The organism is Micromonospora sp. NPDC002411, assembly GCF_053592955.1.
This window is the reverse complement of sequence record NZ_JBSFBM010000059.1, coordinates 1-24,843: the sequence shown is the minus strand read 5'-3', so window position 1 is coordinate 24,843 and position 24,843 is coordinate 1. Positions and strand designations below refer to the sequence as shown.

Genomic DNA, 24,843 nt, shown 5'->3' with positions numbered 1-24,843 from the left:
CTCTTCATCGGTGACCTCCTTCAATGCACCGGGACCGTGGAGCCCGATGTCGTCGATGCACCACATACGCGCGCGACCCGGCGCCCGGCTCGGCGTCGCCGCCGTGGCGGTCGGTCACCTGGTCATGGTGGCGGTGATGGCGATGACCCCGGTCCGGCTCGGCGAGTCGCACGCCGACGCCGACGTGCTGCGCCTGGTCGGCATCGTGCTGAGCCTGCACATCGCGGGCATGTACGCGTTCTCCCCGGTGGTGGGTTGGCTCACCGACCGGCTCGGCCGGCGGGCCGTGATCCTCGGCGGGGTGGGGTTTCTGCTGGCCGCCTGCGCGGTCGCCGGCACCGCCGGACACCACACACCCCGGCTCTCGGTGGGTCTCGTCCTGCTCGGGCTGGGCTGGTCGGGGACGATGGTGGCCGGCTCGACGCTGCTGTCCGAGTCGGTGCCGGCCGGAGTGCGGCCGAGCGTCCAGGGGTTCTGCGACCTGGTCATGGGGTTGGCCGGGGCTGCCGCCGCCGTGGTCAGCGGGTTTGTCATGCAGTTCGCCGGTTATCCCGTGCTCACCCTGCTCGCGGCGGTCGCGGCGGCGCCCCTGGTGGCGCTAGCGTTGCGCCCGGTGCCGACCGGGGCACCGGACGAGGAGGGCTGATCACGTGCGGCTGACCGACTTCTGGGCGCGCTTGGAGGAGGCGTTCGGGCCCGGCTACGCGGCGAGCATCGCCCGCGACCAGGTGCTGTCCCAGCTCGACGGACGGACCATCGAGCAGGCGCTGGCGTCGGGTGAGCGGACGAACGTGGTGTGGCGGGCGGTCTGTGCCGCGTACCCCGACCGAGTGCCCGCCCGACTACGCTGAGCAGCCTTTTCATCACTTCCGCGTGTCGCTTGTCGAGTCGTACACCTGTTCGGCTATTGTCCACAGCGGGGTGCTCGTCCACAGCTCGCGGCCCGTCGGCTGGTTTTCTGTCGGACCTAGCGCCTAGCGTGTCCGCGTGACGCGAAGCTCAGCAAAGACGCCGGCGAAGGCAGGGGTGGCAACCATGGCAGCAGGGCCTGACCGGGAGAAGGCACTCGACCTTGCTCTCGCTCAGATCGACAAGCAATTCGGCAAGGGCTCGGTGATGCGGCTGGGGGAGCGGCCGGTCATCCAGACCGCCGTGATCCCGACCGGCTCCATCGCGCTCGACGTGGCGCTCGGCGTGGGCGGTCTGCCGCGTGGCCGGGTGGTCGAGGTCTACGGTCCCGAGTCCAGCGGTAAGACCACGGTGGCCCTGCACGCGGTGGCCAACGCCCAGCGGGCCGGGGGCATCGCCGCCTTCATCGACGCCGAGCACGCGCTCGACCCGGAGTACGCGAAGGCCCTCGGTGTCGACACCGACGCGATGCTGGTCTCCCAGCCGGACACCGGCGAGCAGGCGCTGGAGATCGCGGACATGCTGATCCGCTCCGGCGCTCTGGACATCATCGTGATCGACTCGGTGGCGGCCCTGGTGCCGCGCGCCGAGATCGAGGGCGAGATGGGCGACAGCCACGTGGGTCTCCAGGCCCGGCTGATGAGCCAGGCCCTCCGGAAGATCACCGGTGTGCTCAGCAACACCGGCACCACGGCGATCTTCATCAACCAGCTGCGGGAAAAGATCGGTGTCATGTTCGGCAGCCCGGAGACCACCACCGGTGGTCGGGCGCTGAAGTTCTACGCCTCGGTCCGGCTCGACGTGCGACGCATCGAGAGCCTCAAGGACGGCACCGACGTGGTCGGCAACCGCACCCGGGTCAAGGTCGTGAAGAACAAGGTCGCCGCGCCGTTCAAGCAGGCCGAGTTCGACATCATGTACGGCAAGGGCATCTCGCGTGAGGGCTCGCTGATCGACGTTGGCGTGGAGCAGGCGATCATCCGCAAGTCCGGAGCGTGGTACACGTACGACGGCGACCAGCTCGGTCAGGGCAAGGAGAAGGCCCGGGAGTTCCTGAAGGAAAACCCGGACGTGGCCGCCGAGATCGAGAAGAAGATCCTGGAGAAGCTCGGCGTCGGTGTCGGCGCGGGTGACGCCGCCGGTGGCCCGGAGCTGCCGCCGGTCGACTTCTGACCGGTCGCTGACCGATGGCAGGACGACGTGCCCGTACGGGGCGGGGCTGGGATGCCAGTCCGCCCCGTGCGGGCGACGCCGCTGACCCACCGCGTCCCCGTCGGGGGCGCCGGGCCGAGTCGTCGGCGGATGAACCGGCGCCCCCACCGCGCGACGAGTCCGAGGTGGCGCGCGAGATCTGCCTGCGCCAGCTCGCCGTCCGGCCACGCACCCGGGCCGAGCTGGCCGGGGCGTTGGCCAAACGGGGCATCTCCGAGCAGGTGTCGGCCGAGGTGCTCGACCGGTACGACGAGGTCGGCATCATCGATGACGCCGCGTTCGCCCGAGCGTGGGTGTCCAGTCGGCACACCGGTCGCGGGCTGGCTCGCCGTGCCCTCGCCAACGAGCTGCGCCGAAAGGGCGTCGACGGTGACGTCGCCACCGAGGCGTTGGGTGAGTTGGACGAGGAGACCGAGGCGGACACCGCCCGCGGTCTCGTGGAGCGCAAGCTGCGCACGGCCCGCGGCGAGCCCGATGCGATCTTCCGCCGGCTGGTGGGCATGCTGGCCCGCAAGGGCTACCCGCCGGGGGTCGCGATCAGGGCGGTGAAGGATGCGCTGGCCGCGCAGAGCGCCGAGGCGGCCGAGTTCGCCGAGCAGATCGACGCTGACGCGCTCGCCGACGCCGAGGGCGACCTGGACCGCGATACCCGCGCGGTGGAGTGACCGGCCCGCGGGGCTGTCGGGCTCGACGGTGACGGCGGGCGGCGGCTCGGTGTCGACGTCATGGTTGTCACAAAGTCGGCTCTGCCCACTGTGTCGTCGTCCCTGAACAGGTACGACATGTCAATCGCGCCTGCCAGGTCGCCGTTTTTGTCACCCTGTGTCCGCAACGACATCAGCTTTGGGTGACGATTCAACTTCTCTCCGTTCGGGGGGTTTGATCATGAGTCCTTGACCAGAGCACCCCCGGAGACCTAGCCTCGCCATACAGGCTCACATTGCCCGACCATTGCAGGCTAAGCGCACAACATAGATCGCGTAACAAGACAGCATCACTTTGGCCGACTCCGCGGCCTTTGGCGGCAGCTCCGGACTGGCCGGTCCGGGACGCCGCGACAACTGCACCCGGTCGCCGACGTTGCCCGCGGGCACCGCCGGCGGAGAGAGCTACCCACGGCCAGCCGCTCCGGTCGGGCGTCCACAGCCGCAGGAGTGTGCCCCCGGCACGGTCGCTGCGGTCTCGACGTTAGGGGAGGCGGCCATGGCGGGGCGGCGGCACAGGTTCACCGGTAGACCCGACGGGGTCCCGGCATGAACGCCTTCGATGTCGTGCTCCTCGCGGCCGTCCTCGTCCTCGCTGTGGTGGTGATCGGGGCCGTGCTGGTGGGCATCCGGACGATGCGCCGGATGGGTGTCGGGCCGGCTCCGGAGGATCCCGCCTTCATCGCCGAGAAGGATCGTCAGGAGCAGTCGCTCGCTGCCCTGCGGACGGCGGCCGACGAGGCGAACAGCACGATCGACGTGGCGAAGTCCGCCGCAGCGGCGGCCCGTACCGAGGCGGCGGCGGCGAAGGCGGAGGCGAAGGCGGCCCGCGCCGAGGCGCGTCGGGTGCTCGACGACGCCCGCGCCGAGGCGGACACCGTTCTGGAGCGCGCCCACAAGCAGGCCGAGGCGGACGCCGAGCAGCTGCGGACGACAGCGCGGCGCAGCGGCGAGCGGGAGGTCGCGGTGCTGGCCGCCACCACCCGGGAGCAGGCCGCCGAGGTGGAACGTCGGGCCGCCCGGATGGACGAGCGGGAGCGGATGCACACCGAGGAGGTGGAGCGGTTCGCCGAGCGGGAGCGGCAGCTCACCGCCGCGAAGGCCGACCTCGCCGCCCGGGAGTCAGCGCTCGCCCAGCGGGAAGTCGAGCTGGCCGAGTCGGAGGAACTCCGGCGTCGGGAGTTGGAGCGGGTCGCCGGGCTCACCGCCGAGTCGGCCCGACTGGAGCTGGTCGAGGCGATCGAGACGTCCGCCAAGCGGGAGGCGGCACTGCTCGTACGGGACATCGAGTCCGACGCGCGCAACACCGCCGAGCAGCGGGCCCGACACATCGTGGTGGACGCGATCCAGCGGGTCGCCAGCGAGCAGACCGCGGAGAGCGTGGTCAGCGTCCTGCACCTGCCCGGTGACGAGATGAAGGGGCGGATCATCGGCCGGGAGGGGCGCAACATCCGCGCCTTCGAGTCGGTGACCGGCGTCAACCTGATCATCGACGACACCCCCGAGGCGGTGTTGCTCTCCTGCTTCGACCCGGTCCGCCGGGAGGTGGGCCGGTTGACGCTGGAGAAGCTGGTGCTGGACGGGCGGATCCACCCGCACCGGATCGAGGAGGTCTACGACCTGGCCCGGCAGGAGGTGGAGGAGCTCTGCCTCCGCGCCGCCGAGGACGCCCTGGTCGAGGTCGGCATCACCGAGATCCACCCGGAGCTGGTGACCCTGCTCGGCCGCCTGCGCTACCGCACCTCGTACGGACAGAACGTGCTCAAGCACCTGGTCGAGACCGCCCACATCGCCGGCATCATGGCCGCCGAGCTGCGGTTGGACGTGCCCATCATCAAGCGGTCGGCGTTCCTGCACGACATCGGCAAGGCGCTCACGCACGAGGTGGAGGGCAGCCACGCCATCATCGGCGCGGACCTGGCCCGCAAGTACGGCGAGCACGAGGACGTGGTGCACGCCATCGAGGCGCACCACAACGAGGTGCCCCCGCAGACCATCGAGGCCGTCCTCACCCAGGCGTCCGACGCCTGCTCGGGCGGTCGGCCGGGCGCGCGCCGGGAAAGTCTGGAGGCGTACGTCAAGCGGCTGGAGCGGATCGAGGAGATCGCGGCCGGCAAGCTCGGCGTGGACAAGGTCTTCGCCATGCAGGCCGGCCGGGAGATCCGGGTGATGGTCAAGCCGGACGACGTCGACGACATCGGAGCGGCAGTGTTGGCCCGCGACGTGGCCAAGCAGATCGAGGAGGAGCTGACCTACCCGGGTCAGATCCGGGTCACAGTGGTCCGCGAGTCCCGGGTCACCGAGATCGCCCGCTGAGGCGCTGCGACCGGCCGGTCGACCGAAGTCGGCGATCACGAGCCGAGCGAAACGACAAGGGCCAGCCCGCTACGGGCTGGCCCTTCTCGTACGAGCTGGTTCAGATGCCCGTACCGGAGCTTTCGGCCTGGGACATCAGCGCCGCGGGCGGTGGGTTCTGTGCCGGCGTGCCCGCGGTCTTGCGGCCCTTGGCGAGCCGGTGCTGGACGTACTGGGCGAGCTTCGACAGCGAGTAGTTCACCACGATGAAGAGCACGGCGATCACGACGTAGACCTGGATCGGGTTGCCCAGCACGCCGATGATCTGCTTGCCGATGTTCAGGGTCTCCTCGTAGCTGATGATGAACCCGAGCGAGGTGTCCTTGAGCACCACGACCAGCTGGCTGATCAGTGCCGGCAGCATGATCCGGAAGGACTGCGGCAGCAGGATCATCCAGGTGGTCTGGATCGGGGAGAGCCCGATGGCAGAGGCGGCCTCCCGCTGACCACCCGGCAGCCCTTCCATGCCGGAGCGGAGGATCTCGCCGATCACCACCGAGTTGTAGATGGTGAGGCCGATAACCAGATACCAGAGATTGTCGAAGTAGAGGCCGAACTCGGGGAAGCCGCGGGCCACGAAGAAGATGGTGATCACCACCGGCAGGCCGCGGAACACCTCGACGCAGACCCGGGTGATGGCGGACAGCAGCGTGCTCAGCCCGCGCAGCAGATACGCCAGCGGCGTGGCGAGGCCGGTGAACTTGCGACCGGTCAGGCTCTTGAGCTGGATCCGCAGCACCGCCAGGAGCGTGCCGACCACCAGCGAGGCCACGATGGCCATCGCCGCCGCGATCAGGGTGTTCTTGAAGCCGAGGCCGATCCTTGCCCACACCAGGGAGAAGTTCTCGTTGGAGGGATCGACGAGCGGACCCCACAACTCCATCGACAACTGGCCCTTCTCGTCCAGCGGTCGGTAGATCAGGAGGTACGCCCCGACGAGCAGGACCACCCCGGCGACGATGCTGCTGATCAGCGTGATCCGCCGCTGCCGCGGCCCGGGCACGTCGTAGAGGACGCTGGTCTGCTGACTCATCGGGCCACCGCCTGTCGCTTCTCGATCCGGTCCAGCAGTGCGCCGAGCGGCACGGTCATGATCAGGTAGCCGATCGAGATGCCGATGGCGACCGGGATGAAGGCGTACCCCTCGGCGCCGGTCAGCTGGTCGGCCGTGGCGGACAGGTCGCCGACGACTCCGAAGAAGCCGGCCAGTGCCGAATTCTTGATCATCGCGATGATCACCGAGCCGAGCGGCACGATGGAGGCCTTCCACGACTGCGGCAACACCACGTACCGCAGGTTCTGCCCGAAGGTCAGGCCCAGTGACCGCGCCGCCTCGGCCTGGCCGGCGGGCACCGCGTTGACGCCGGACCGCAGCGCCTCACAGACGAACGCGGCCGTGTACAGCACGAGGGCGATCAGCGCGAACCGGAAGTACGGCAGGTCGGTGCCGAGCCGGGTGAACAACGAGTCGACCACCGGGATGCGGAGGAAGTCCGCGTTGGAGCCGAGCGCCGGCAGGCCGAACGCGGCGAAGAACATCACCACGGTCAGCGGCATGTTACGGAAGACGTTGACGTAGGCGGTGCCGAGAGCGCGCAGCGGCGGCACCGGCGAGATGCGAAGCACCGCCACGACGGCGCCCAGGATGAGGGCGCCGATCGCGGCGAGAACGCAGATCTGGAGGGTGAGCCAGAAACCACCCGCAAAGACGTCGAACTTGTCGATGAGCACGTTCACGGGTCGGTGTTCCTCCCCACCCTCCAGATCGAAGGATCAGATCAGTAGCGGTTGATGGTGGGCGCCGAGCCCAGTTCCGCGCCGAACTTGCCGGCGGTGTCGTCCCAGGCCTTCTTCCAGCTGCCGTCGGCGACCGCCTTGTCCAGCGTGTCGTTGATGAAGCTGCGGAAGTCCGCGTCCTCCTTCTTCACGCCGATGCCGTACGGCTCCTTGGTGAAGTTGCTGCCGGCCAGCTTGAAGGAGGCCTCGTCCTTGGCGATGTAGCCGAGCAGGATCACGTTGTCAGTGGTGACGGCGTTGACCTGGCCGCCCTTGAGGGCGTCGCGGCACTTGTCGTAGGTGTCGAAGAGCACCAGCTGGGTGCCGACGTCCTTGACGTACTGCTTGATCGTCTCAGCCGGGGTGGAGCCGGTGACCGAGCAGACCTTCTTGGTGCCGTCCTTGAACGAGTCCGGACCGGTGATGGTGGTGTCGTCCTTCTTGACCAGGATGTTCTGGCCGGCCTCGTAGTACGGGCCCGCGAAGGCGATCCGCTCCTTGCGCTTGTCGTTGATCGTGTAGGTCGCGGCGACCAGGTCGACCGTGCCGTTGACGATGACGTCCTCGCGGACCTTCGAGGGGGCCTCGACCCACTCGATCTTGTCCTCGGGGATGCCGAGCTCCTTGACGATGATCTTGGCGATCTCGACGTCGAAGCCCTCCGGCTTGCCGGAGAGGCCCTTCAGGCCGAAGCCGGGCTGGTCGAACTTGGTGCCGACCTTGATCTTCTGGGCCTTGTTCAGCTTCTCCATGGTGCTGCCGGCGGCGAAGGACTTGCTGCCAGCGCCGGTGCCCTCCCCGCCGTCGTCGCCACCGCAGGCGGTGAGGCCGAGCGCCAGAGCGGCGACCGCGGCGACTGCCGCAACGCGCGTGATACGCATATTCTTCTCCTTCTTCGACGGAGCCCACCGAGTGCGGCGCGCTCCACTACGGACGCCTAGTGCGTGAGGATCTTGGAGAGGAAGTCTCGGGCCCGCTCGCTGCGCGGGTTCGCGAAGAACTCCGCGGGCGGGGCGTCCTCGACCAGTTGCCCGTCGGCCATGAAGATGACCCGGTTGGCGGCGTGCCGCGCGAAGCCCATCTCGTGCGTGACCACGACCATCGTCATGCCGTCGCTGGCCAGTGAGGTCATCACGTCCAGCACCTCGCCGACCATCTCCGGGTCCAGGGCGCTGGTGGGCTCGTCGAAGAGCATCGCCTTGGGCTGCATGGCCAGCGCCCGGGCGATGGCCGCCCGCTGCTGCTGCCCGCCGGAGAGTTGGGCTGGGAACTTGTCCGCCTGGTTGGCGATGCCGACCCGGTCGAGCAGGGCCAGGCCGCGCTCACGGGCGGCGGCCGGCTTCTCCTTGCGGACCTTGATCGGGCCGAGGGTGACGTTCTCCAGGATGGTCTTGTGCGCGAAGAGGTTGAAGGACTGGAAGACCATCCCCACCTCGCTGCGCAGCTTCGCGAGGGGCTTGCCCTCGGCCGGCAGCGGCTGGCCGTCGAAGGTGATGGTGCCGGAGGTAATCGGCTCCAGTCGGTTGATGGTGCGGCACAGCGTCGACTTGCCGGAGCCGGACGGGCCGATCACCACGACCACCTCGCCCCGACCCACCGACAGCGAGACGTCGTCCAGCACGTGCAGCGGCCCGAACCACTTGTTGACCGCGTCCAGCACGATGAGCGGTTCGCCCGTCGTCACGTCGTCCACCGTCCCCTGTCGTCTCCCGGATCGGGGTCGGTTGACCCCCGGTGCGGCCACTGTAGGCGGCCTGATGTGGCGGAATGCAACTCAGCGGGTCACGGAGCGGTAACACCGGTCACGATCGTCGTCGCGGGTCCGATTTCGGTCACCGTCTGGGTGGCAGCGGTAGCGATCGTGGCGCGTTGTCGAGATCATGAGGGAATGACCGAACCGGTACGGCTGACTCGTTACGCCCGCGGCGGTGGCTGCGCCTGCAAGATTCCTCCGGGCGAGTTGGAGATCATGGTGGCCGGTCTCGGCCCGGCGACCGGCACCGCCGAGTTGCTGGTCGGGCTGGACCACGGCGACGACGCGGCGGTGGTACGCCTGGACGAGCGGACCGGTCTGGTCAGCACCGCCGACTTCTTCACTCCGGTCGTCGACGACGCGTACGACTGGGGTCGGATCGCCGCGGCCAACGCGCTCTCCGACGTGTACGCGATGGGCGGCACCCCGCTGGTGGCGCTCAACCTGCTCTGCTGGCCGCGCGACGTACTGCCGATGGAGTTGGCGGGCGAGGTCCTGCGCGGTGGGCAGGACGTGGCGCGGGAGGCCGGCTGCCACCTGGCGGGTGGGCACAGCGTGGACGACGACGGCCCGAAGTACGGGCTGGCGGTCACCGGCACGGTCCGGCCCGAAGAGCTGATCACCCTGGACGCCGGGCGTGCCGGCGTGCCGTTGTCGCTGACGAAGCCGCTCGGGGTGGGTGTGTTGAACACCCGGCACAAGAACACCGGTGAGAGCTTCCCGCAGGCGGTGGCGTCGATGAGTGCGCTCAACCGGGACGCCGCCCGCGCGGCGGTCGCCGCCGGCATCCGGTGCGGCACCGACGTGACCGGGTTCGGTCTGCTCGGGCACGCCTCGAAGCTGGCGCGGGCCAGTCAGCTCACGGTGGCCATCGACACGGCCCGGGTGCCGTACCTGGAGGGCGCCCGGGAGGCGTTGCGCGACGGCTACGTCAGCGGCGGCAGCCAGCGCAACCTGGCGTGGGTGACGCCGTGGACCGACTTCGGCTCTGTCGGGGCGGACGAGCGGTTGCTGCTGGCCGACGCGCAGACCTCCGGCGGCCTGCTGGTGGCCGGCGAGGTGCCCGGCGCCCCGGTGGTGGGCGAGTTGCTGCCGCGTGGCGAGCACCTGGTCGTCCTGCGCTGACCGATCCGTCACACCCCGGCAGGCGTCGGCGAGGAACGTGAGGACACGCGGCGGCGGTGGTGCGGCTGGCGCACCGTACCCGATAAACTGTCACCTTCCCGCTACTCCGAGCAATGCCGCTCAGGGAAATTTTGCCCGGAATGGTCACAGACCGGTAACTTGCGCCCGGCTGGGGTCAAATGCCCTCCACCATCGTCAGTAAGGCCCGATCCGGAGGCCGGTGGGGACGAACGCAGCGAGGAGGCGAAATGACCGAGCTGTGGAACTGGAGAATCGACGGGGCTCAACCCGTCCAGGTCTACCCGGCGCTGGCCGAGGCCATTGGTCGGGTGGTGATGCCGTTGGCGGTGGCCGATCCGGCCCGGCTGCCGGCGTACGCGGTGGTGTGCGACGTCTGGGAGGCGCCGGGCGAGTTTGCGACGGTGGTGGACATCTACGGGGTGCCCGAGCGGCTCCCCGAGCACGCCAGCATCGCCGCGCTCGCTCGACTGCTGGGCCGCAACTGCCTGTTGCGCGACGACACGCTCGACGCGGGCCGGCACCTGCTCGTGGCACCGGACGGCACGGTGCGCCCGGTGCACTTCGACGTGCGGGACACCGACGACGGTGAGGTGCTCACCCGCAAGCGGCTCTGCACGCTGGGCGACCCGGGTTGCCGGGGATGGTCGCAGTGCCACCGCTCGCGCTGGGCGCCCGACACGATCGCCCCGGCGCTCGCCGCGGCCTGACCTCGTAAGAGGTCGGGCCGGGCGATCCGGCGGTCAGTGGGACGCGGCGGCCCGCGGGTCCGGGGTGCCCGAGCCAGCACCCCGCACCACCAGCTGGTCGAGCAGGGTGCGCGTCGCCTCGGCCACGGCGGCCACCGCGGCGTCGAACGCGGCGGCGTTGTGCGCGGCGGGCGCCCGGAAGCCAGAGATCTTCCGGACGTACTGCAACGCCGCCGCCTCGACGTCCGCGTCCGTCACCTGCGGGGTGAACGGCTCACGCAGCGTCTTGATGCTCCGGCACATGTGCGCTCCTCCTCTGTCGGGTCCGGCGGTCTGCCACCCGTGGTGCCGACGACTGTACCGACGGTGACACTTGGTCGATATTTGTCTATCCTGGGCACGGACCAGAGCCTTTCGAGCCATTGTCGTCGCTCGCGCTCCCCGCGCCCCGGGCCCCCGGAGACTCATTGTGGACCACGCCCCCACCCGCTCACCCCGTCCCGACCTGGATGACCTCACCCGCAGCCTGCACACCCCGCTGGAGCGGATCGCCGTCGAGCACGCCGATCTGGTCGAGGCGGTCCGCAGGCGCGTCGTCGCGGGCCAGTCCGAGGCGTCCGGCAGTGTTGCCGTCGCCGCCTTCAACTCGTCCATCTGACAGATGACCTGCCGGTGCGGTGCACCCGGAGCGGATGGATCCTGCCGGCGGATCAGCCAGTTCGTGCTGAAGGTGCACAGCCGGTGCGACCTCAGCTGCGACCACTGCTACGTCTACCAGCACGCCGACCAGACCTGGCGGGGCCGACCGGTCCGGATGGCACTGGCCACGGCCCGTTCCGCCGCACGGCGCATCGCCGAGCACGCCCGCGAGCACGGGTTGCCGACCGTGCACGTGGTGCTGCACGGGGGTGAACCGCTGCTGCTCGGTGCCGCCGGGCTGCGCGAGGTGCTGGCCGAGCTGCGCACGGCGATCAGCCCGTGGACGCGACTCGACCTGCGCATGCAGACCAACGGCGTACTGCTCGACGAGGACCTGTGCCGGCTGCTCGTCGAGTACGGCGTACGGGTCGGCGTGTCGTTCGACGGCGATCGTACGGCGAACGACAGGCACCGGGTCTTCGCCCACGGCGGCAGCAGCCACGACCACGTTCGGCGGGCCCTGGCCCTGCTCCGGCAACCGGAGTTCCGCGGCAGCTACGCCGGCATCCTGTGCACCGTCGACGTCCGCAACGATCCCGACCGGGTGTACGAGGCGTTGGTGGCCGAGAGTCCGCCCCGGGTCGACCTGCTGCTGCCACACGCCACCTGGGACGACCCGCCGCAGCGGCCCGGTGGTGCCACCCCGTACGCGGACTGGCTTCTCCGGATCCACAGCAGGTGGGTGGACGACGGGCGCCCCGGGTCTTTCCGGCTGTTCGAGGCGCTGCGGCCGGGTGGCGGCGGCACCGAGGCGTTCGGCCTCGCGCCGGCCGACGTGCTGGTCGTCGAGGCGGACGGCAGTTGGGAGCAGGTCGACTCGTTGAAGACGGCGTACCACGGCGCGGCCGACACCGGGTTCGACGTGTTCGCCCACTCGGTGGACGAGGCCGCCCGGCACCCCGGTGTCGCCATCCGCCAGGAGGGCGTGGAGGGGCTTTGTGCGACGTGCCGGGCCTGCCCGGTGGTCGACCGGTGCGGTAGCGGTCTGTACGCCCACCGCTGGCGCACCGGCGCCGGCTTCGACAACCCCTCGGTCTACTGCGCCGACCTGCTCCGCCTGATCGAGGGCGTGGACGCGTATACGGAGCCCTCCCACGACTCGCCCGTCCCCACGCCGCTCGACGACCTGTTGGACGACCTGGCGACCGGGCACGGGTCGCCGCAGACCGTCAGACGGCTCGCCGACGACCAGGTGGCCATCACCCGGATGTTGGTGACCGCCTGCCGGGAGATGTTCGGCCCCACGGCTGCCTGGGAGGTGCTCGCCGACCTCGAGGTGACGGCGCCGACGGCGGTCCGAGCGGTCCTGGAACACCCGTTCGTCCGTCCGCGGTTGGTGCGTCGTCTCGACCCGTCGACCCGATCCGGTGCCCGCGAGGCAGTCGACCCGCTGCCGGCCCTCGCCGTCGCCGCAGCCGTCCGGGCGGGCGTACCCGTCACATTGGACGTTCCGGTGCGGCCCGACGTGATCACGGTGCCCACGCTCGGCAGTCTGGTGCTGCCCGGCCTGGGGGAGAGCGCCGAGGTGACAGTCCAGCCCGGGGGTTTCCGGGTCCGGGGTGGTTCGGCGGACGGGACGGTTCACCTCGACTCGCGTGAGCCGTCAGCCGGTTGGCGACCGACACGCGACGTGCTGGTGCCCGGCGGGCGGCTGCTCATCGAGGACGACGACCCGTACCGCGACTGCTACGGCCAGTCGGTCGCGCCCGGCCTCACGGCCCCGGCGGTGCGGGCGTTGGGCCGTACCCTCGCCGAGGCCTGGAAGGTCGTGCACCGCGACGTGCCGGCACACGGGGCAGCGCTCGACGGCGGCCTGCGGGCCGTCGTGCCGCTGATGCCCGATCCGGAGCGGCCCCTGCGGAGCGCGACCGCCCGGCACGCGTTCGGCGCGGTCGCCGTCACCCCCCACCCCGACGCGGAAACGGTGGCGGTGTTGCTCGTGCACGAGTGGCAGCACGCGAAGCTCGGCGCGGTGCTCGACCGGTACGACCTGGTCGCGCCGGGTCAGGGCACCCTGATCCGGGTGCCGTGGCGTCCCGACCCGCGGCCACCCGAGGGCGTCCTCCAGGGGGTGTACGCCCACCTGGCCGTCACCCAGGTGTGGCGGTCGCGGGCGGAGACCGAGGGCGGGGACGCGTCGGAGCACACCGCCCGCTACCTCGCGTGGACCCGGGCCGGCGTCGACGCTCTCCTGGCCAGCCGATCGCTCACCGGCGCTGGTGAGCGGTTCGTCGAGCGGATGCGCCACGCGCTGGAGGAGACCCGTGTCGGGTCCCGATGAGCGGCCCTGGCCCACTCTGGGGCGGCCCCGCCTGGCCGACGACCTGCGGGCGCTGGGGGTCCGCCCGGGTGTGTGCCTGGTGGTGCACTGCGGCCTGCGGCAGGTGGGCCCGCTGGAGCACGGCCCGGCGACCCTCGCCGGGGCCCTGCGGGACGTCCTCGGCCCCGCCGGCACGCTGCTGGTGCCCACCCAGACCGACGGCAACTCGACGACCTCCCGGGCCCACCTGGCGGCCGTCGCCGGCATGGACAGGGCGCAGCGTGACCGCTACGAGGCGGCGCTGCCGGGCTGGGACCGCCGAACCACCCCCTCGCAGCGGATGGGCGCCCTCGCCGAGTACGTCCGCTGCGCGCCAGGCGCGGTGCGCAGCGACCACCCGCAGACCTCGTTCGCCGCGCTCGGCCCTCGGGCGCGTCAGCTCACCGACGGCCACGACCTCACCTGCCACCTGGGGGAACGGTCACCGGTGGGCAACCTGTACGCGGCCGACGGGCAGATCCTGCTGCTCGGCGCGGGCTACGAGGCGTGCAGCGCCCTGCACCTGGCCGAGTACCGGCTGCCGGTGCCGCCGCCCGAACGCGACTACCACTGCTTCCGGCTCGTCGACGGGCGTCGGGTCCGTCTCGACTTCCACGCGCTCGACCTGGACGACACCGACTTCCCCCAGGTCGGCGCCGCACTCGACGACACGCCCTTCGTCCAGCGCGGTCGGGTCGGCCGGGCCGAGGCTCGCCTGCTGCCGGCACGAGCCGCAGTGGACTTCGCCGTCGGCTGGTTCGCCGCGAACCGCCTGGCGGTGCGGCGTTGACGCGGGGACTACGCTGATGGTCCGGCCGCGTGGGGAGGGCGGAGGGGCTGCGGTGAGCACAGTGGACGCACCCTCCAGGACGCGCGCGCCACTCTTCTTCATCAGCTACTCGCGGGCGCCCATCGGCCGGGCCACCGGCAAACCCGCCGAGTACGTCTCCCGGTTCTTCGAGGACGTCTCCGTCCACGTCAGTGAGCTGGTCGGCCCGGTGACCGGTGTGGACGCCGGCTTCCTGGACACCTCCATCGCCGGTGGTGAACGGTGGAGTCCGGAGCTGCTCCAGGCCGCCGGCACCTGCCAGGTCTTCGTCCCGCTGGTGTCCAGCGCGCTGCTCGGCAGCGAGTGGTGTGGTCGCGAGTGGGACGCGTTCTCCCGCCGACGGATCGTCCCCCGGCACAGCTCCGCCTCGCCGCACGAGACGGCGATCGTGCCGGTCACCTGGTCGCCGACGAACGGCACGGCACTGCCCCGGGTGCTGCGCGACATCCAACGATTCACCCCGACCGCCATGCCGGATCCCGACATCGCGGTGCACTACCAGCGGGATGGGGTCTACGGCTTGCTGACCATGCAGTGGGAGAACGCGTACCGGGCGGTGGTCTGGCGGCTCGCACAGCGGATCGTGGCCATCCACCGGTCGTACCTGGTGGAGCCCTGGGTGCCGACGAGCGTGGACGAGCTGTGCAACCGGTTCGCCGAGGAGCGGGGATGAGCCCGCCGGCGGACCGGCGTCGACAGGCGTCGCGAGGAACGTACTTCTTCCTCAGCTACGCGCATTCGGCACCACCGCCGGGTGCCCGCGCCGACGCCGACGTCTGGGTCGGCAAGTTCTTCGCCGACCTGACCGACGAGGTGCGTCGGCAGGCGCGACCGGTGGCGGGGATGAGGATCGGTTTCTTCGACCAGCAGATCCCGCTGGGGGCAGACTGGAAGGCAGCTCTCGCCGAGGCGCTCGGCGACGCCGAGGTCTTCGTCCCGCTCTACTCGCCCGGCTACTTCAGCCGCCCCTGGGCGCTGGGGGAGCAGGAGTCCTTCCGGGCCCGGCTGGCCGCCGCCGGGTCGGCCCGGGTCGCCACCGGCCACCTCGTTCCGGTGCTGTGGATCCCGTTCCCCCCGTGGGAGGCCCATCCGGAGCTCGACGGCGCCCTGGACCTGGGCCGCGACGTCCCGGAGTACGCCGATGACGGCCTGCGCGCGTTCTGCATGCTGGCCCCGTACCGGGAGCAGTACGAGCTTCTGCTGAGTCGCCTGGCCAGCCGGATCGTGCACACCGCCGAACGGCGGCCGCTGGGCCCGTCCCGCGCCCCGGGCCTCGACGAGGTCGTCCGCCCGGGGACGACCGACCCGGACTTCGTCGTCGCCGTGCTGGCACCGACCCGGGACCATCTGCCGACCGATCGCGACCCCACCGGCTACGCGGCCAGCGGCCGGCTCTGGCGGCCGTACGGGCGTCGCCAGGAGTTGCCCGCCGCCGAGTACGCGGCCAGCACCGCCGAGCGACTCGGGCTGTCGGCCCGTACGGCCGACTTCGCGCAGGCCGCCGGGCTGCTCGGTCGCCGGCCCGCCGTGCTGCTGGTCGACCCGTGGATCGCTGCGGCGCCGGACGCGGCCGAAGTCCTTGCCCGCATGCTGCACGGCCTGCGGGAGTGGGTCGTTCCGCTGGTGGTCACTGACGACGACGACAGCCAGGACGCCAGCCGGTGGGCGACCGAGGTCACGCAACTGCTGCACGACGCCGGTCTGCCCCAGGTCAAGCGCGCGTGCACGGTGCCGGAGTTCGTCGACCTGATGCCGGCGCTGGTCACCGAGGCCCGCCGACAGTTCCTCAAGTACGGCCCGGTGGTCCCCTTCGAACCACCGCCGGAGCCGGTGCCGAGCCTGCGTGACGGCCTGTCCGCCGCCGGCCCGGCCGCTCCCACCGACCCCGCGTCCCCGCCTGATGACCCGGCCCCATTGCGTCCCCACGGAGATAACCGATGAACAACGATCGCGAAGGCCAGGTCGTCACCTTCTACTCGTTCAAGGGTGGGACGGGCCGGACGATGGCGCTGGCCAACGTGGCCTGGATCCTGGCGGCCAGCGGCCGGCGGGTGCTGGTGGCCGACTGGGACCTCGAGTCGCCCGGACTGCACCGCTTCTTCCACCCGTTCCTCGACGCCGAGGCGATCCAGGGCACCAGCGGTGTGATCGACATGATCCGCGACTACGAGTGGGAGACCACCCGGGTCGACGACCGACCGGACCGCTGGATGGAGCAGTTCGCCCGGGTCGGCCGACACGCGTTCTCGCTGCGCTGGAACTTCCCGAACGGCGGTGGCCTCGACTTCCTCTCCGCGGGCCGGCAGAACAGCGACTACGCGGTCTCGGTGAGCGGACTGGACTGGGACAACTTCTACAACCGGCTGGGCGGCGCGCAGTTCTTCGAAGCGCTGCGCGCGGACATGAAGCGTCAGTACGACTTCACCCTGATCGACAGCCGGACGGGGTTGAGCGACGTCGCCGACATCTGCACCCTGCACCTGCCGGACACCCTGGTCGACTGCTTCACGCTCAGTGACCAGGGCATCGACGGCGCGGCGAGGGTGGCGCACTCGGTACGGGACCGCTACCGGCGGCGCGACATCCGGGTCCTGCCGGTCCCGATGCGGGTCGACCAGGCCGAGAAGGAGCGGGCCGAGGCGGGACGTCTGCTGGCCATGCGCCGGTTCGCCGGGTTGCCGGCCGGCATGACCGAGGCCGAGCGGCGGCGGTACTGGGCGGCGGTCGAGGTCCCGTACCGGCCGTTCTACGCGTACGAGGAGACCCTTGCCACGTTCGGTGACCCGCCCGGCTCGCCGACGTCACTGCTGGCCGCGTTCGAGACGTTGACCGGGATCCTCACCGACGGCGCGGTGACCGCGCTGCCGGTGATGGACGAGTCGGTACGGGAGCGGGGCAAGGCCCGTTTCCGCCGGCGCACCGAGGCGATCGACGACCAGATCGTGCTTCGTTGTGCCCCGGAGGACGCCATCTGGGCCGAGTGGCTGGAACGGGTGCTCAGCTCGGCCGGGCTGCGGGTGGTGGATCCCACGACGGCCGTCGGGTCGGCCGGCACGCCGGCGCCACGAACGTTGACTGTGGTGTCACCGGCCTACGTGGCGACGCCGTCCGGCGGTCTGCCCGATCGCGACACGAGCACCGGTTCCACGGCGCTCGCGGTGTACGTCGCCGACCTGCGTCCGCTGACGGAATTCCCCTCCCAGAGTTCCACCAACCTGGTCAACGTGAGCGCGGCGACTGCCGTGGAGCGGGTGCTGCGGCTGGTCGGTCGACCGGTGCCGTCGTCGGCGGACGGGCCGGCGGGTGGAAGCGCCCGGTTCCCCGGCGCCGAGCCGCTGATCTTCAACGCCCCGAACCGGAACGCCCGGTTCACCGGCCGGGAGGACGACCTGGCCCGGTTGCGCTCGCAACTGCAGAGCGGGGGGAGCGCGGTGGTGCTGCCGGTCGCCCTGCAGGGGATGGGCGGCGTCGGCAAGACGCAGGTGGCGTTGGAATACGTGCACCGGTTCAAGGCCGCGTACGACGTGGTCTGGTGGATCGTGGCGGACCCGCCGCAATTCGTCGACACTGCCCTCGCCGACCTCGCGAGTCGCCTCGGTATCCTCGCCGGGCCCACCCTGCCCGACACGGTCCGGTCCGTGCTGCAGGTGCTCGGCCGGGGCGAACCGTACGAGCGGTGGCTGGTCGTGCTCGACAACGCCGAGGAACTCGACCAGATCGAGCCCTTCCTGCCGCAGGGCCCCGGGCACGTCCTGCTGACCTCCCGCAACCGCGCCTGGGGTGACCGGGCGAATCCGATCCAGGTGGACGTCTTCGACCGCACCGAGAGCGTCGCGCACCTCGCCCAGCGGGTGCCCACGATCAGCGCCGAGGAGGCCGACCGGGTGGCCGAGGCGCTCGGCGACCTGCCGATCGCGGTGGCCGCGGCGGGCGCCTGGCTCGCCGACACCGGCACGTCGGTCGGCGACTACCTGCGGCAGATCGAGCGGCACGGCCCGAGCGCCCTCTCCGTCGAGGCCACCTGGGACCTGTCGCTGAACCGGCTGCTCGACCAGGCGCCCGCCGCGTACCGGCTGTTGCAGCTCTGCTCGGTGCTGGCACCGGAAATCTCGCTGGAACTCATCTACAGCGACGAGATGGCGGCGGCCCTCGTGCCGTTCGACCCGTCGGTGTCGGAGCGGCTCGTGCGCGGTGCCCTGGTCCAGCAGATCAACCGGCTGGCGCTGCTCAAACTCGACGTCCAGGGCGGCCGGGTCCAGGTGCACCGGTTGTTGCAGGCGGTGGTCCGCGACCGGATGACCGAGGACGAGATCGACGCCGCCCGGCACCAGGTGCACCTGGTGCTCGCCGCGTCCCGGCCTCGCGGCGACGTGGACGACCCGACCACCTGGGCCCGGCTGCGCATGCTCTGGCCGCACCTGGAGGTGTCCGAGGCGCTGACCTGCCCGGACGAATCGGTCGGCCAACTTCTGATCGATCGGGTTCGCTATCTGTGGCTGCGGGGCGGTCTGGACCAGGCCCTCGGGTTCAGCGGGGAGGTCAACGAGATCTGGGCCGCACGGCTCGGCGACATTCGGGACGAGACAGAGCCGACGGTGCTGGGTCGGCACCTGCTGCACCTGCGGTTCAACCGGGCGAACATCCTGCGCAGCCTGGGCCGGTTCGAGGAGGCCCGGGATCTGGACGAGGTGGTGTTGGCCGAGCAACGCCGGTTGTTGGGCGCGACGCACCCGCACACGCTGATGACCGCCGGCAGCCTCGGCGGTGACCTGCGCGCGCTCGGCCGCTACGCCGAGGCGCTGGAACAGGACCGGTCCACCTACGCCTCCTGGCTCCAGAGGTTCGGCGAGGACTACCCCCGGACGTTGAGCGCCGCCAACAACCTCGCCGTCTCGTACCGCCTCGTCGGTGACTACCGGGCGGCCCGCCGGTGGGACGAGGAGGCGCACCAGCGGCGGCGGCTGGTGCTCGGTCCCACCCATCCCAACACCCTGGTGTCCGCCGTGCGCCTGGGCAGTGACCTGCGGGAGGCCGGCGAGTACGAGAGGTCGGCGACCCTGCTGCGGACCGTGTACGAGACGTACTGCGAGGTACTCGGGCCGGACGACGGCCAGAGTCTGGCCGCCCAGGTCAACCTGGCGGTGTCACTGCGCAGCGCGGGCCGGGGTGCCGAGGCCGCGCCGATGTTCGAGACCGCCTACCGGGAGCTCGACGAACGTTTCGGCCCGGACAACCCGGACACTGTGGCGTGCCGGTCGAGCCGTGCGGCGAACCTGCTGGCCGTCGGCGACGGCGCCCGGGCGCTGACCGAGATGACCGCTGTCCGGCAGTCCTACGAGGAGCAACTGCACCTCGGTTCGGAGCACCCGCACACCTTGGCGACGCTGAGCAACATCTCCGCCGCCGAGCGCGCGGTCGGGCGCAGGTCGGATGCGCGCGCGTCGGCCGCCCAGGCGTCCGGCGAGTTGCGGAAGGTCCTCGGCCCCGACCACCCGCACACCCTCGCGGCGGAGGTGAACCACGCGGTGTGCCTCGCCGAGGAGGGGGAGTGGGAGTTGGCCCGGGACCGCCTGCGGGAGACCGCCGGTCGTCTGGCCGCGGTGATCGGCGCGGAGCACCCGGACACACTTCGTTGTCTCGGTGATCTCGCCCTGGTGTCGAGGCGCGTCGGTGGCGAGGCGGCGGGCGAGGACGTCGGCGACGTGGCGGACCGGCTGGCCGAGGTGATCGGCCTGGAGCACCCGACCGTGCAGACCCTGCGGGAGCGGCGGTTCGTGGTCCGGGTGATCGACCCGCACACGATCTGACCGGGCTGGTCCGGCGGCCGGGTCGGGTTGCCGGCCCGGCCTGCCGGTCAGAGCCGCGGGCTGGTCGCCAGGTCCGGTCGGGCCAACCAGCTCAGGGTCTGCGGAAGGATCTCCACCGCCCCGAAGTGCGCGGCTCCGGGCTGCACCTGGACTTCGGCGCGGGAGATCCGCGAGGCGAGCCAGTGGGAGTGCTCCACCGGGGAGAAGCGGTCCTGCTCGCCGTGCCAGAGCCGGACCTCCGCACGGATGGCTCCCAGGTCGAACCCCCAGCCACGGCGGATAGCCAGCACGTCGTCGATCCAGCCCTCGGGGCCGTGCCGCAGCGCCTCGGCGTACATGTCGGTCAGGAGCCGGCGGATCGCGACATCGTCGACGACCCGGATGTCCTCGTCCGGCAACTGGGGGCGGAGGAACTCCAGCAGCGTCATCGGGTCCCGCCGGGCCTCCTCGGCGCGCACCTTCAGGTTGAGGGTCAGCTCGGCCAGGTCCTCGTCGGCCTGCCCGTAGTCCTCCACGTTCGATTCCGCCATGCCGGCGTACCAGTCCAGGTCGGGTGCGCCGGCCGGGGCGAGCCCCACCAGCACGGCGGCCCGGGTGACCCGGTCGGGCAGCAGCGCCGCGCAGGCCAGGGCATGTGGGCCGCCACCGGATCAACCCACGACCGCGAACCGTTCGATGCCGAGGTGGTCGGCGATCGCCGCCACGTCGGCCGCCGCGTCGGCCACCCGCCGACCCTCGTGCCGGTCGGAGTCGCCGTAACCGGGCCGGTCGTAGCAGACGAGGTGCACGCCGAGGCGGTAGACGACGATGCCCCGCGGACGGGGGCCACTGCGGCTGCCCGGGGTGCCGTGCAGCAGGAAGACCGCGGGCCCGTCCGGGGAGCCGGAGGTCTCCACCGCGAGGTGCCGCCCGTCCGGGGTGGTGACGGTGCGCTGTGCCGCATCTTGTCGCGTCACGGTTGGCCTCCCGCGGGTCGTCATGTGCTCCCCCGTGAACGGAGCCGCGCATCGTCGGCGCCGAGTGCAAAGCCCCCGAAATCGCCCAGAACACATTCTTGTTGTGCAGCGTACTGCCCGTCGTGGATGCCCGCTATGGGCCGCCGGGTCAATGCCGGTGGGTAGGGGCCGCCGAACGGGCCGCTACCCTGGTAGCCCGAGGGGAAGGGGCACCAAGAGGGTGGCTAGGACCTACAACGTCGTGACGTACGGCTGCCAGATGAACGTGCACGATTCTGAGCGCATCTCCGGGCTGCTCGAACAGGCCGGCTACGTGCGCGCGGTGCCCACCGACGACACCCCGGACATCGTCGTGTTCAACACCTGCGCGGTGCGGGAGAACGCGGACAACCGGCTCTACGGCAACCTCGGTCGCCTACGCCCGGTGAAGGACAAGCACCCCGGGATGCAGATCGCGGTCGGCGGCTGCCTGGCCCAGAAGGACCGGGGCGAGATCGTCCGCAAGGCGCCCTGGGTCGACGTGGTCTTCGGCACCCACAACATCGGCGCGCTCCCGGTGCTGCTGGAGCGGGCCCGGCACAACGCCGCCGCCGAGGTGGAGATCCTCGAATCCCTCGACGTCTTCCCCTCCACGCTGCCCACCCGCCGCGAGTCCACGTACGCCGGTTGGGTGTCGATCTCGGTGGGGTGCAACAACACCTGCACCTTCTGCATCGTGCCGGCGCTGCGCGGCAAGGAGAAGGACCGGCGGCCCGGCGACATCCTCTCCGAGGTGCGCGCCCTGGTCGACGAGGGTGTGCTGGAGGTGACGCTGCTCGGCCAGAACGTCAATTCCTACGGCGTCGAGTTCGGCGACCGGTACGCGTTCGGCAAGTTGCTGCGTGCCTGTGGCGACATCGACGGGCTGGAGCGGGTGCGGTTCACCAGCCCCCACCCGAAGGACTTCACCGACGACGTGATCGCCGCGATGGCCGAGACGCCGAACGTCTGCCACTCGCTGCACATGCCGTTGCAGTCCGGCTCGGACGACGTGCTGAAGGCGATGCGCCGGTCCTACCGCTCCGAGCGTTACCTGGGGATCATCGAGAAGGTGCGGGCGGCGATGCCGGACGCGGCGATCACCACCGACATCATCGTTGGCTTCCCCGGCGAGACCGAGGCCGACTTCCAGCGCACCCTGGACGTGGTCCGCGAGGCGCGGTTCTCCTCGGCCTTCACCTTCCAGTACTCGAAGCGGCCCGGCACCCCCGCCGCGACGATGGACGACCAGTTGCCCAAGCAGGTCGTGCAGGAGCGCTACGAGCGACTGGTCGCGACCGTCGAGGAGATCACCTGGGCGGAGAACAAGCGCCTGGTGGGCGAGACCGTCGAGGTGCTGGTCGCGGTCGGCGAGGGCCGCAAGGACGAGCGCACCGGCCGGATGTCCGGTCGGGCCCGCGACGGGCGGCTGGTGCACTTCGCGACCGAGGGCCCCGGCGGGGAAGCGCTCGCCGGCCAGATCCGCCCGGGCGACATCGTGCACACCACCGTCACGTACGCGGCACCGCACCACCTGAACGCCGACGGGACGCTGGTGGCACACCGCCGTACCCGGGCCGGCGACGCGGCCGAGGCGGGGCGCTCCCCGCGTACCCCCGGTGTGTTGCTCGGTCTGCCGACGATCGGCGCACCGCCGGTCGCGCCCGCGCCCACCGCCGGCTGCGCCACCCACTGACCGCACGGAAGGGCCCCTCGTCGAGGGGCCCTTCCTCGGTCAGACGGTGATCCGGCCGGCGCCCGCGCCCGCTGTCACGATGGACTTGACGTTGCTCGCGGTGTCCAGCTGGTAGGAGTACGGGATGGTGGCCACGCTGCCGCCGGCCTGGCCGGTGGGCGAGTTGACGAAGTGGTTGTTGCGGGCGACCAGGCTGCCGGGCCCGGAGTCGCCCTCACCACGGTGGTACGGGTCGTCGACGTTCTCGAAGTAGTTGCCCTCGACGAGCACACCCGCGTTCTCGGTGGACGCGACGCCGTAGCCGCCGTTGGCCCGGTAGTAGTTGTTGTACACGTGCACCGGGTTGCCGAAGCGCACCCGGGGGTTGCGTTGGTTGCTGCCGTCGAACCAGTTGTGGTGGTAGCTCACCCGCAGATGGCCGACGTCCTGGCTGGCGTTGTCGTCGCTGTGGCCGAGCAGCATGGTCTTGTCGTGGCTGAAGACCCGGTTCCACGAGACGGTGATGAAGTCCGATCCGCGCTTGATGTCGACGGCGCCGTCGTACCCGTTGCTGAAGCTGTTGTGGTCGATCCAGATGTTGGTGGCCGACTCCTGGACGTTGATCGCGTCGTCGTCCCAGTTGCGGAAGGTCAGGTTGCGGATGATCACGTTGCGGTCACCGTTGATGTTGAAGCCGCAGCCGACGATGGTCGCCCCGTAGTTGCCGATGATGGTCTTGTTGGACCGGACCCGCAGCATCCCCGAGCAGGTGATGGTCCCGGTCACCCGGATCACCGCGGCGCCTGTCGCGTTGAGTGCGCTGGTCAGGCTCGAGGCGTTGCTGACGGTGGTGGTGCCGGCGTTGCCTCCGCCGGTGGTGCCGCCGTTCTGGGTGGCCCAGCCGACCAGGTTCGACGGCTGCTGGCCGGGCGGGGGAGTGCTCGATGGTGGCGGGGTGGTCGGCGGTGGGGTGCTGGGCGGCGGAGTGGTCGGCGTGGTGCTGCCGGTGCAGGCGACGTTGTTCAGGGTGAAGCTGGTCGGAGCCGGGTTGCTGGAGTTGTTCCAGCTCGCGTTGAAGCCGAACGAGGCGGTGCCGTTGGTCGCCAGGTTGCCGTTGTAGTCGACGTTCGTCGCGGAGACCTGGCTGCCGCTCTGTGAGACGGTAGCGCCCCACGCCTGGCTGGTCTGCTGCCCGGCCCCGTACGACCAGCGCAGCGTCCACCCGGAGACCGGGTCGCCGAGGTTGGTGACTGTGACGTTGCCGGTGAACCCGCCCGGCCACTGGCTGGCTACCGAGTAGACCACCTGGCATCCGGCGGCCGCCTGGGCGGACACGGAGGTCAGCAGACCGGCGGTGACCAGGGTCGCGGTGGCTGCGGCGGTGGTGGCGATCAGCGTCGTTCGACGCCGTCCTGTGCGCATGCTGCTCCCTTTCGATGAGGCGGACGGACCGTCGCGTCGCCCATGCCCGTGGGCGGCGAGGTCGGCCGGGACCGGTGGTCCTCGGGCCCGCCAGTGCAGGTTCGTGAAGGAAAGCGGCTCCCGCGCTTACGCCCGCCGACAGTGAGGCAAGCGCTTTCCCGATGAAAGCATAGAAGGCCATGCATGTAAATGGTCGGGACGGCCGATGCGTCGCGCACCGGCCGTCCCGACAGCTCAGCAGCTCGCGCCGCCGAGTTTCACAGTGCCCGGTGCGCTGGCCGTGCCGTTGGCGGTGAAGCCGACGGTGACCGACCCGCCCGCCGGCAGGGACGGCGCGTGACTCGGAGCGGCGGCGGTGACCGTCGTTCCGGACTGCGTGACGGTGGCGTTCCAACCACTGCCCAGCGTCACCCCGGACGGCCACGTCCAGGTGACCGACCACGGGTTCACCGCGGCCGATCCCGTGTTCTTCACTGTCACCTCGCCCTGGAAGCCACCCTGCCAGGCGTTGACCACAGACGTCGCACACGCTAGCCACGGGATACTCCTGGGATTGATACGTTCATGGGGTCGCCGGCAGGTGCTGCCCGGGCAACC

20 protein-coding genes and 2 pseudogenes are annotated in these 24,843 nt (G+C 70.9%); 14 read left to right on the top strand and 8 right to left on the bottom strand.

Features of this window, described 5'->3' with window-relative positions; translation table 11 throughout:
* Positions 1 to 64: 64 nt before the first annotated feature.
* From ACWCO3_RS10280 to rny, 5 genes and pseudogenes are all read left to right on the top strand, one after another.
* Positions 65 to 646, top strand: a pseudogene (locus ACWCO3_RS10280) (MFS transporter); the annotation flags it as partial.
* A gap of 4 nt (positions 647 to 650) precedes the next feature.
* On the top strand, positions 651 to 851 hold the full coding sequence (locus ACWCO3_RS10275; protein WP_145784952.1) for a DUF3046 domain-containing protein: 201 nt from the start codon (positions 651 to 653) through the stop codon (positions 849 to 851).
* 184 nt (positions 852 to 1,035) lie between these two features.
* Positions 1,036 to 2,082, top strand: a complete 1,047-nt coding sequence (gene recA, locus ACWCO3_RS10270; RefSeq protein WP_145784951.1) for a recombinase RecA — start codon at positions 1,036 to 1,038, stop codon at positions 2,080 to 2,082.
* A 14-nt stretch (positions 2,083 to 2,096) separates the two neighbouring features.
* Positions 2,097 to 2,786 carry a regulatory protein RecX gene (locus ACWCO3_RS10265; RefSeq protein ID WP_450009504.1) on the top strand — a complete coding sequence of 230 codons (690 nt, stop codon included), beginning with the start codon at positions 2,097 to 2,099 and terminating at the stop codon, positions 2,784 to 2,786.
* A gap of 588 nt (positions 2,787 to 3,374) precedes the next feature.
* The gene (gene rny, locus ACWCO3_RS10260) at positions 3,375 to 5,141 is read left to right on the top strand and encodes a ribonuclease Y (RefSeq protein WP_450009502.1); all 1,767 of its coding nucleotides are present in this window, start codon (positions 3,375 to 3,377) and stop codon (positions 5,139 to 5,141) included.
* 100 nt (positions 5,142 to 5,241) lie between these two features.
* On the opposite strand, the gene ACWCO3_RS10255 is transcribed toward rny, so the two are convergent.
* From ACWCO3_RS10255 to ACWCO3_RS10240, 4 genes are read right to left on the bottom strand one after another with little or no spacing between them, the layout of a single operon-like run.
* Entirely contained in the window at positions 5,242 to 6,213 is a 972-nt protein-coding gene (locus ACWCO3_RS10255) for an amino acid ABC transporter permease (RefSeq protein ID WP_450009500.1), read from the bottom strand.
* Positions 6,210 to 6,917, bottom strand: coding sequence for an amino acid ABC transporter permease (locus ACWCO3_RS10250; RefSeq protein WP_358162656.1), 708 nt, complete (start codon positions 6,915 to 6,917; stop codon positions 6,210 to 6,212). The genes ACWCO3_RS10255 and ACWCO3_RS10250 overlap by 4 nt, the downstream gene beginning before the upstream one ends.
* A gap of 41 nt (positions 6,918 to 6,958) precedes the next feature.
* Positions 6,959 to 7,837 (bottom strand): glutamate ABC transporter substrate-binding protein, encoded by an 879-nt coding sequence (locus tag ACWCO3_RS10245; protein ID WP_358162658.1) that lies wholly within the window; start codon positions 7,835 to 7,837, stop codon positions 6,959 to 6,961.
* A gap of 56 nt (positions 7,838 to 7,893) precedes the next feature.
* Positions 7,894 to 8,649 carry an amino acid ABC transporter ATP-binding protein gene (locus tag ACWCO3_RS10240; RefSeq protein ID WP_358162660.1) on the bottom strand — a complete coding sequence of 252 codons (756 nt, stop codon included), beginning with the start codon at positions 8,647 to 8,649 and terminating at the stop codon, positions 7,894 to 7,896.
* A gap of 195 nt (positions 8,650 to 8,844) precedes the next feature.
* On the opposite strand from ACWCO3_RS10240, the gene selD reads away from it, so the two are divergent.
* Both selD and ACWCO3_RS10230 read left to right on the top strand, forming a co-directional pair.
* Positions 8,845 to 9,834 (top strand): selenide, water dikinase SelD, encoded by a 990-nt coding sequence (selD, locus tag ACWCO3_RS10235; protein WP_145784944.1) that lies wholly within the window; start codon positions 8,845 to 8,847, stop codon positions 9,832 to 9,834.
* A gap of 248 nt (positions 9,835 to 10,082) precedes the next feature.
* Positions 10,083 to 10,562 carry a hypothetical protein gene (locus tag ACWCO3_RS10230; RefSeq protein ID WP_088990907.1) on the top strand — a complete coding sequence of 160 codons (480 nt, stop codon included), beginning with the start codon at positions 10,083 to 10,085 and terminating at the stop codon, positions 10,560 to 10,562.
* A 33-nt stretch (positions 10,563 to 10,595) separates the two neighbouring features.
* Here the strand turns inward: ACWCO3_RS10230 and ACWCO3_RS10225 are convergent, their stop codons facing one another.
* Positions 10,596 to 10,844, bottom strand: a complete 249-nt coding sequence (locus ACWCO3_RS10225; RefSeq protein WP_358162662.1) for a DUF2277 family protein — start codon at positions 10,842 to 10,844, stop codon at positions 10,596 to 10,598.
* 166 nt (positions 10,845 to 11,010) lie between these two features.
* Between ACWCO3_RS10225 and ACWCO3_RS10220 the strand changes: the two genes are divergently transcribed.
* The 6 genes from ACWCO3_RS10220 to fxsT all read left to right on the top strand — a co-directional run bounded on the left by ACWCO3_RS10220 (position 11,011) and on the right by fxsT (position 20,175).
* Complete coding sequence (locus ACWCO3_RS10220) at positions 11,011 to 11,199, top strand: hypothetical protein (protein ID WP_145784942.1); 189 nt, start codon at positions 11,011 to 11,013, stop codon at positions 11,197 to 11,199.
* 63 nt (positions 11,200 to 11,262) lie between these two features.
* On the top strand, positions 11,263 to 13,521 hold the full coding sequence (locus tag ACWCO3_RS10215; RefSeq protein ID WP_358162664.1) for an FxsB family cyclophane-forming radical SAM/SPASM peptide maturase: 2,259 nt from the start codon (positions 11,263 to 11,265) through the stop codon (positions 13,519 to 13,521).
* Positions 13,505 to 14,329: an aminoglycoside N(3)-acetyltransferase gene (locus ACWCO3_RS10210; protein ID WP_358162666.1), complete on the top strand. Its 825-nt coding sequence runs from the start codon at positions 13,505 to 13,507 to the stop codon at positions 14,327 to 14,329. Before ACWCO3_RS10215 ends, ACWCO3_RS10210 begins: the two co-directional genes overlap by 17 nt.
* 52 nt (positions 14,330 to 14,381) lie before the next feature.
* Positions 14,382 to 15,041 (top strand): TIR-like protein FxsC, encoded by a 660-nt coding sequence (locus ACWCO3_RS10205; RefSeq protein WP_167524908.1) that lies wholly within the window; start codon positions 14,382 to 14,384, stop codon positions 15,039 to 15,041.
* Complete coding sequence (locus tag ACWCO3_RS10200; protein ID WP_358162670.1) at positions 15,038 to 16,309, top strand: TIR-like protein FxsC; 1,272 nt, start codon at positions 15,038 to 15,040, stop codon at positions 16,307 to 16,309. Before ACWCO3_RS10205 ends, ACWCO3_RS10200 begins: the two co-directional genes overlap by 4 nt.
* The gene (fxsT, locus tag ACWCO3_RS10195; RefSeq protein ID WP_358162672.1) at positions 16,306 to 20,175 is read left to right on the top strand and encodes an FxSxx-COOH system tetratricopeptide repeat protein; all 3,870 of its coding nucleotides are present in this window, start codon (positions 16,306 to 16,308) and stop codon (positions 20,173 to 20,175) included. Before ACWCO3_RS10200 ends, fxsT begins: the two co-directional genes overlap by 4 nt.
* A gap of 47 nt (positions 20,176 to 20,222) precedes the next feature.
* Here the strand turns inward: fxsT and ACWCO3_RS10190 are convergent.
* Positions 20,223 to 21,155, bottom strand: a pseudogene (locus ACWCO3_RS10190) (alpha/beta fold hydrolase).
* Positions 21,156 to 21,351: 196 nt separating this feature from the next.
* Between ACWCO3_RS10190 and miaB the strand changes: the two are divergent.
* Positions 21,352 to 22,845, top strand: a complete 1,494-nt coding sequence (gene miaB / locus ACWCO3_RS10185) for a tRNA (N6-isopentenyl adenosine(37)-C2)-methylthiotransferase MiaB (protein ID WP_145784936.1) — start codon at positions 21,352 to 21,354, stop codon at positions 22,843 to 22,845.
* A gap of 39 nt (positions 22,846 to 22,884) precedes the next feature.
* Here the strand turns inward: miaB and ACWCO3_RS10180 are convergent, their stop codons facing one another.
* Together ACWCO3_RS10180 and ACWCO3_RS10175 are read right to left on the bottom strand one after the other, a co-directional pair.
* Positions 22,885 to 24,246, bottom strand: a complete 1,362-nt coding sequence (locus ACWCO3_RS10180; protein ID WP_450009492.1) for a pectate lyase family protein — start codon at positions 24,244 to 24,246, stop codon at positions 22,885 to 22,887.
* 234 nt (positions 24,247 to 24,480) lie between these two features.
* On the bottom strand, positions 24,481 to 24,762 hold the full coding sequence (locus ACWCO3_RS10175) for a cellulose binding domain-containing protein (protein WP_450009490.1): 282 nt from the start codon (positions 24,760 to 24,762) through the stop codon (positions 24,481 to 24,483).
* Positions 24,763 to 24,843: the final 81 nt, after the last annotated feature.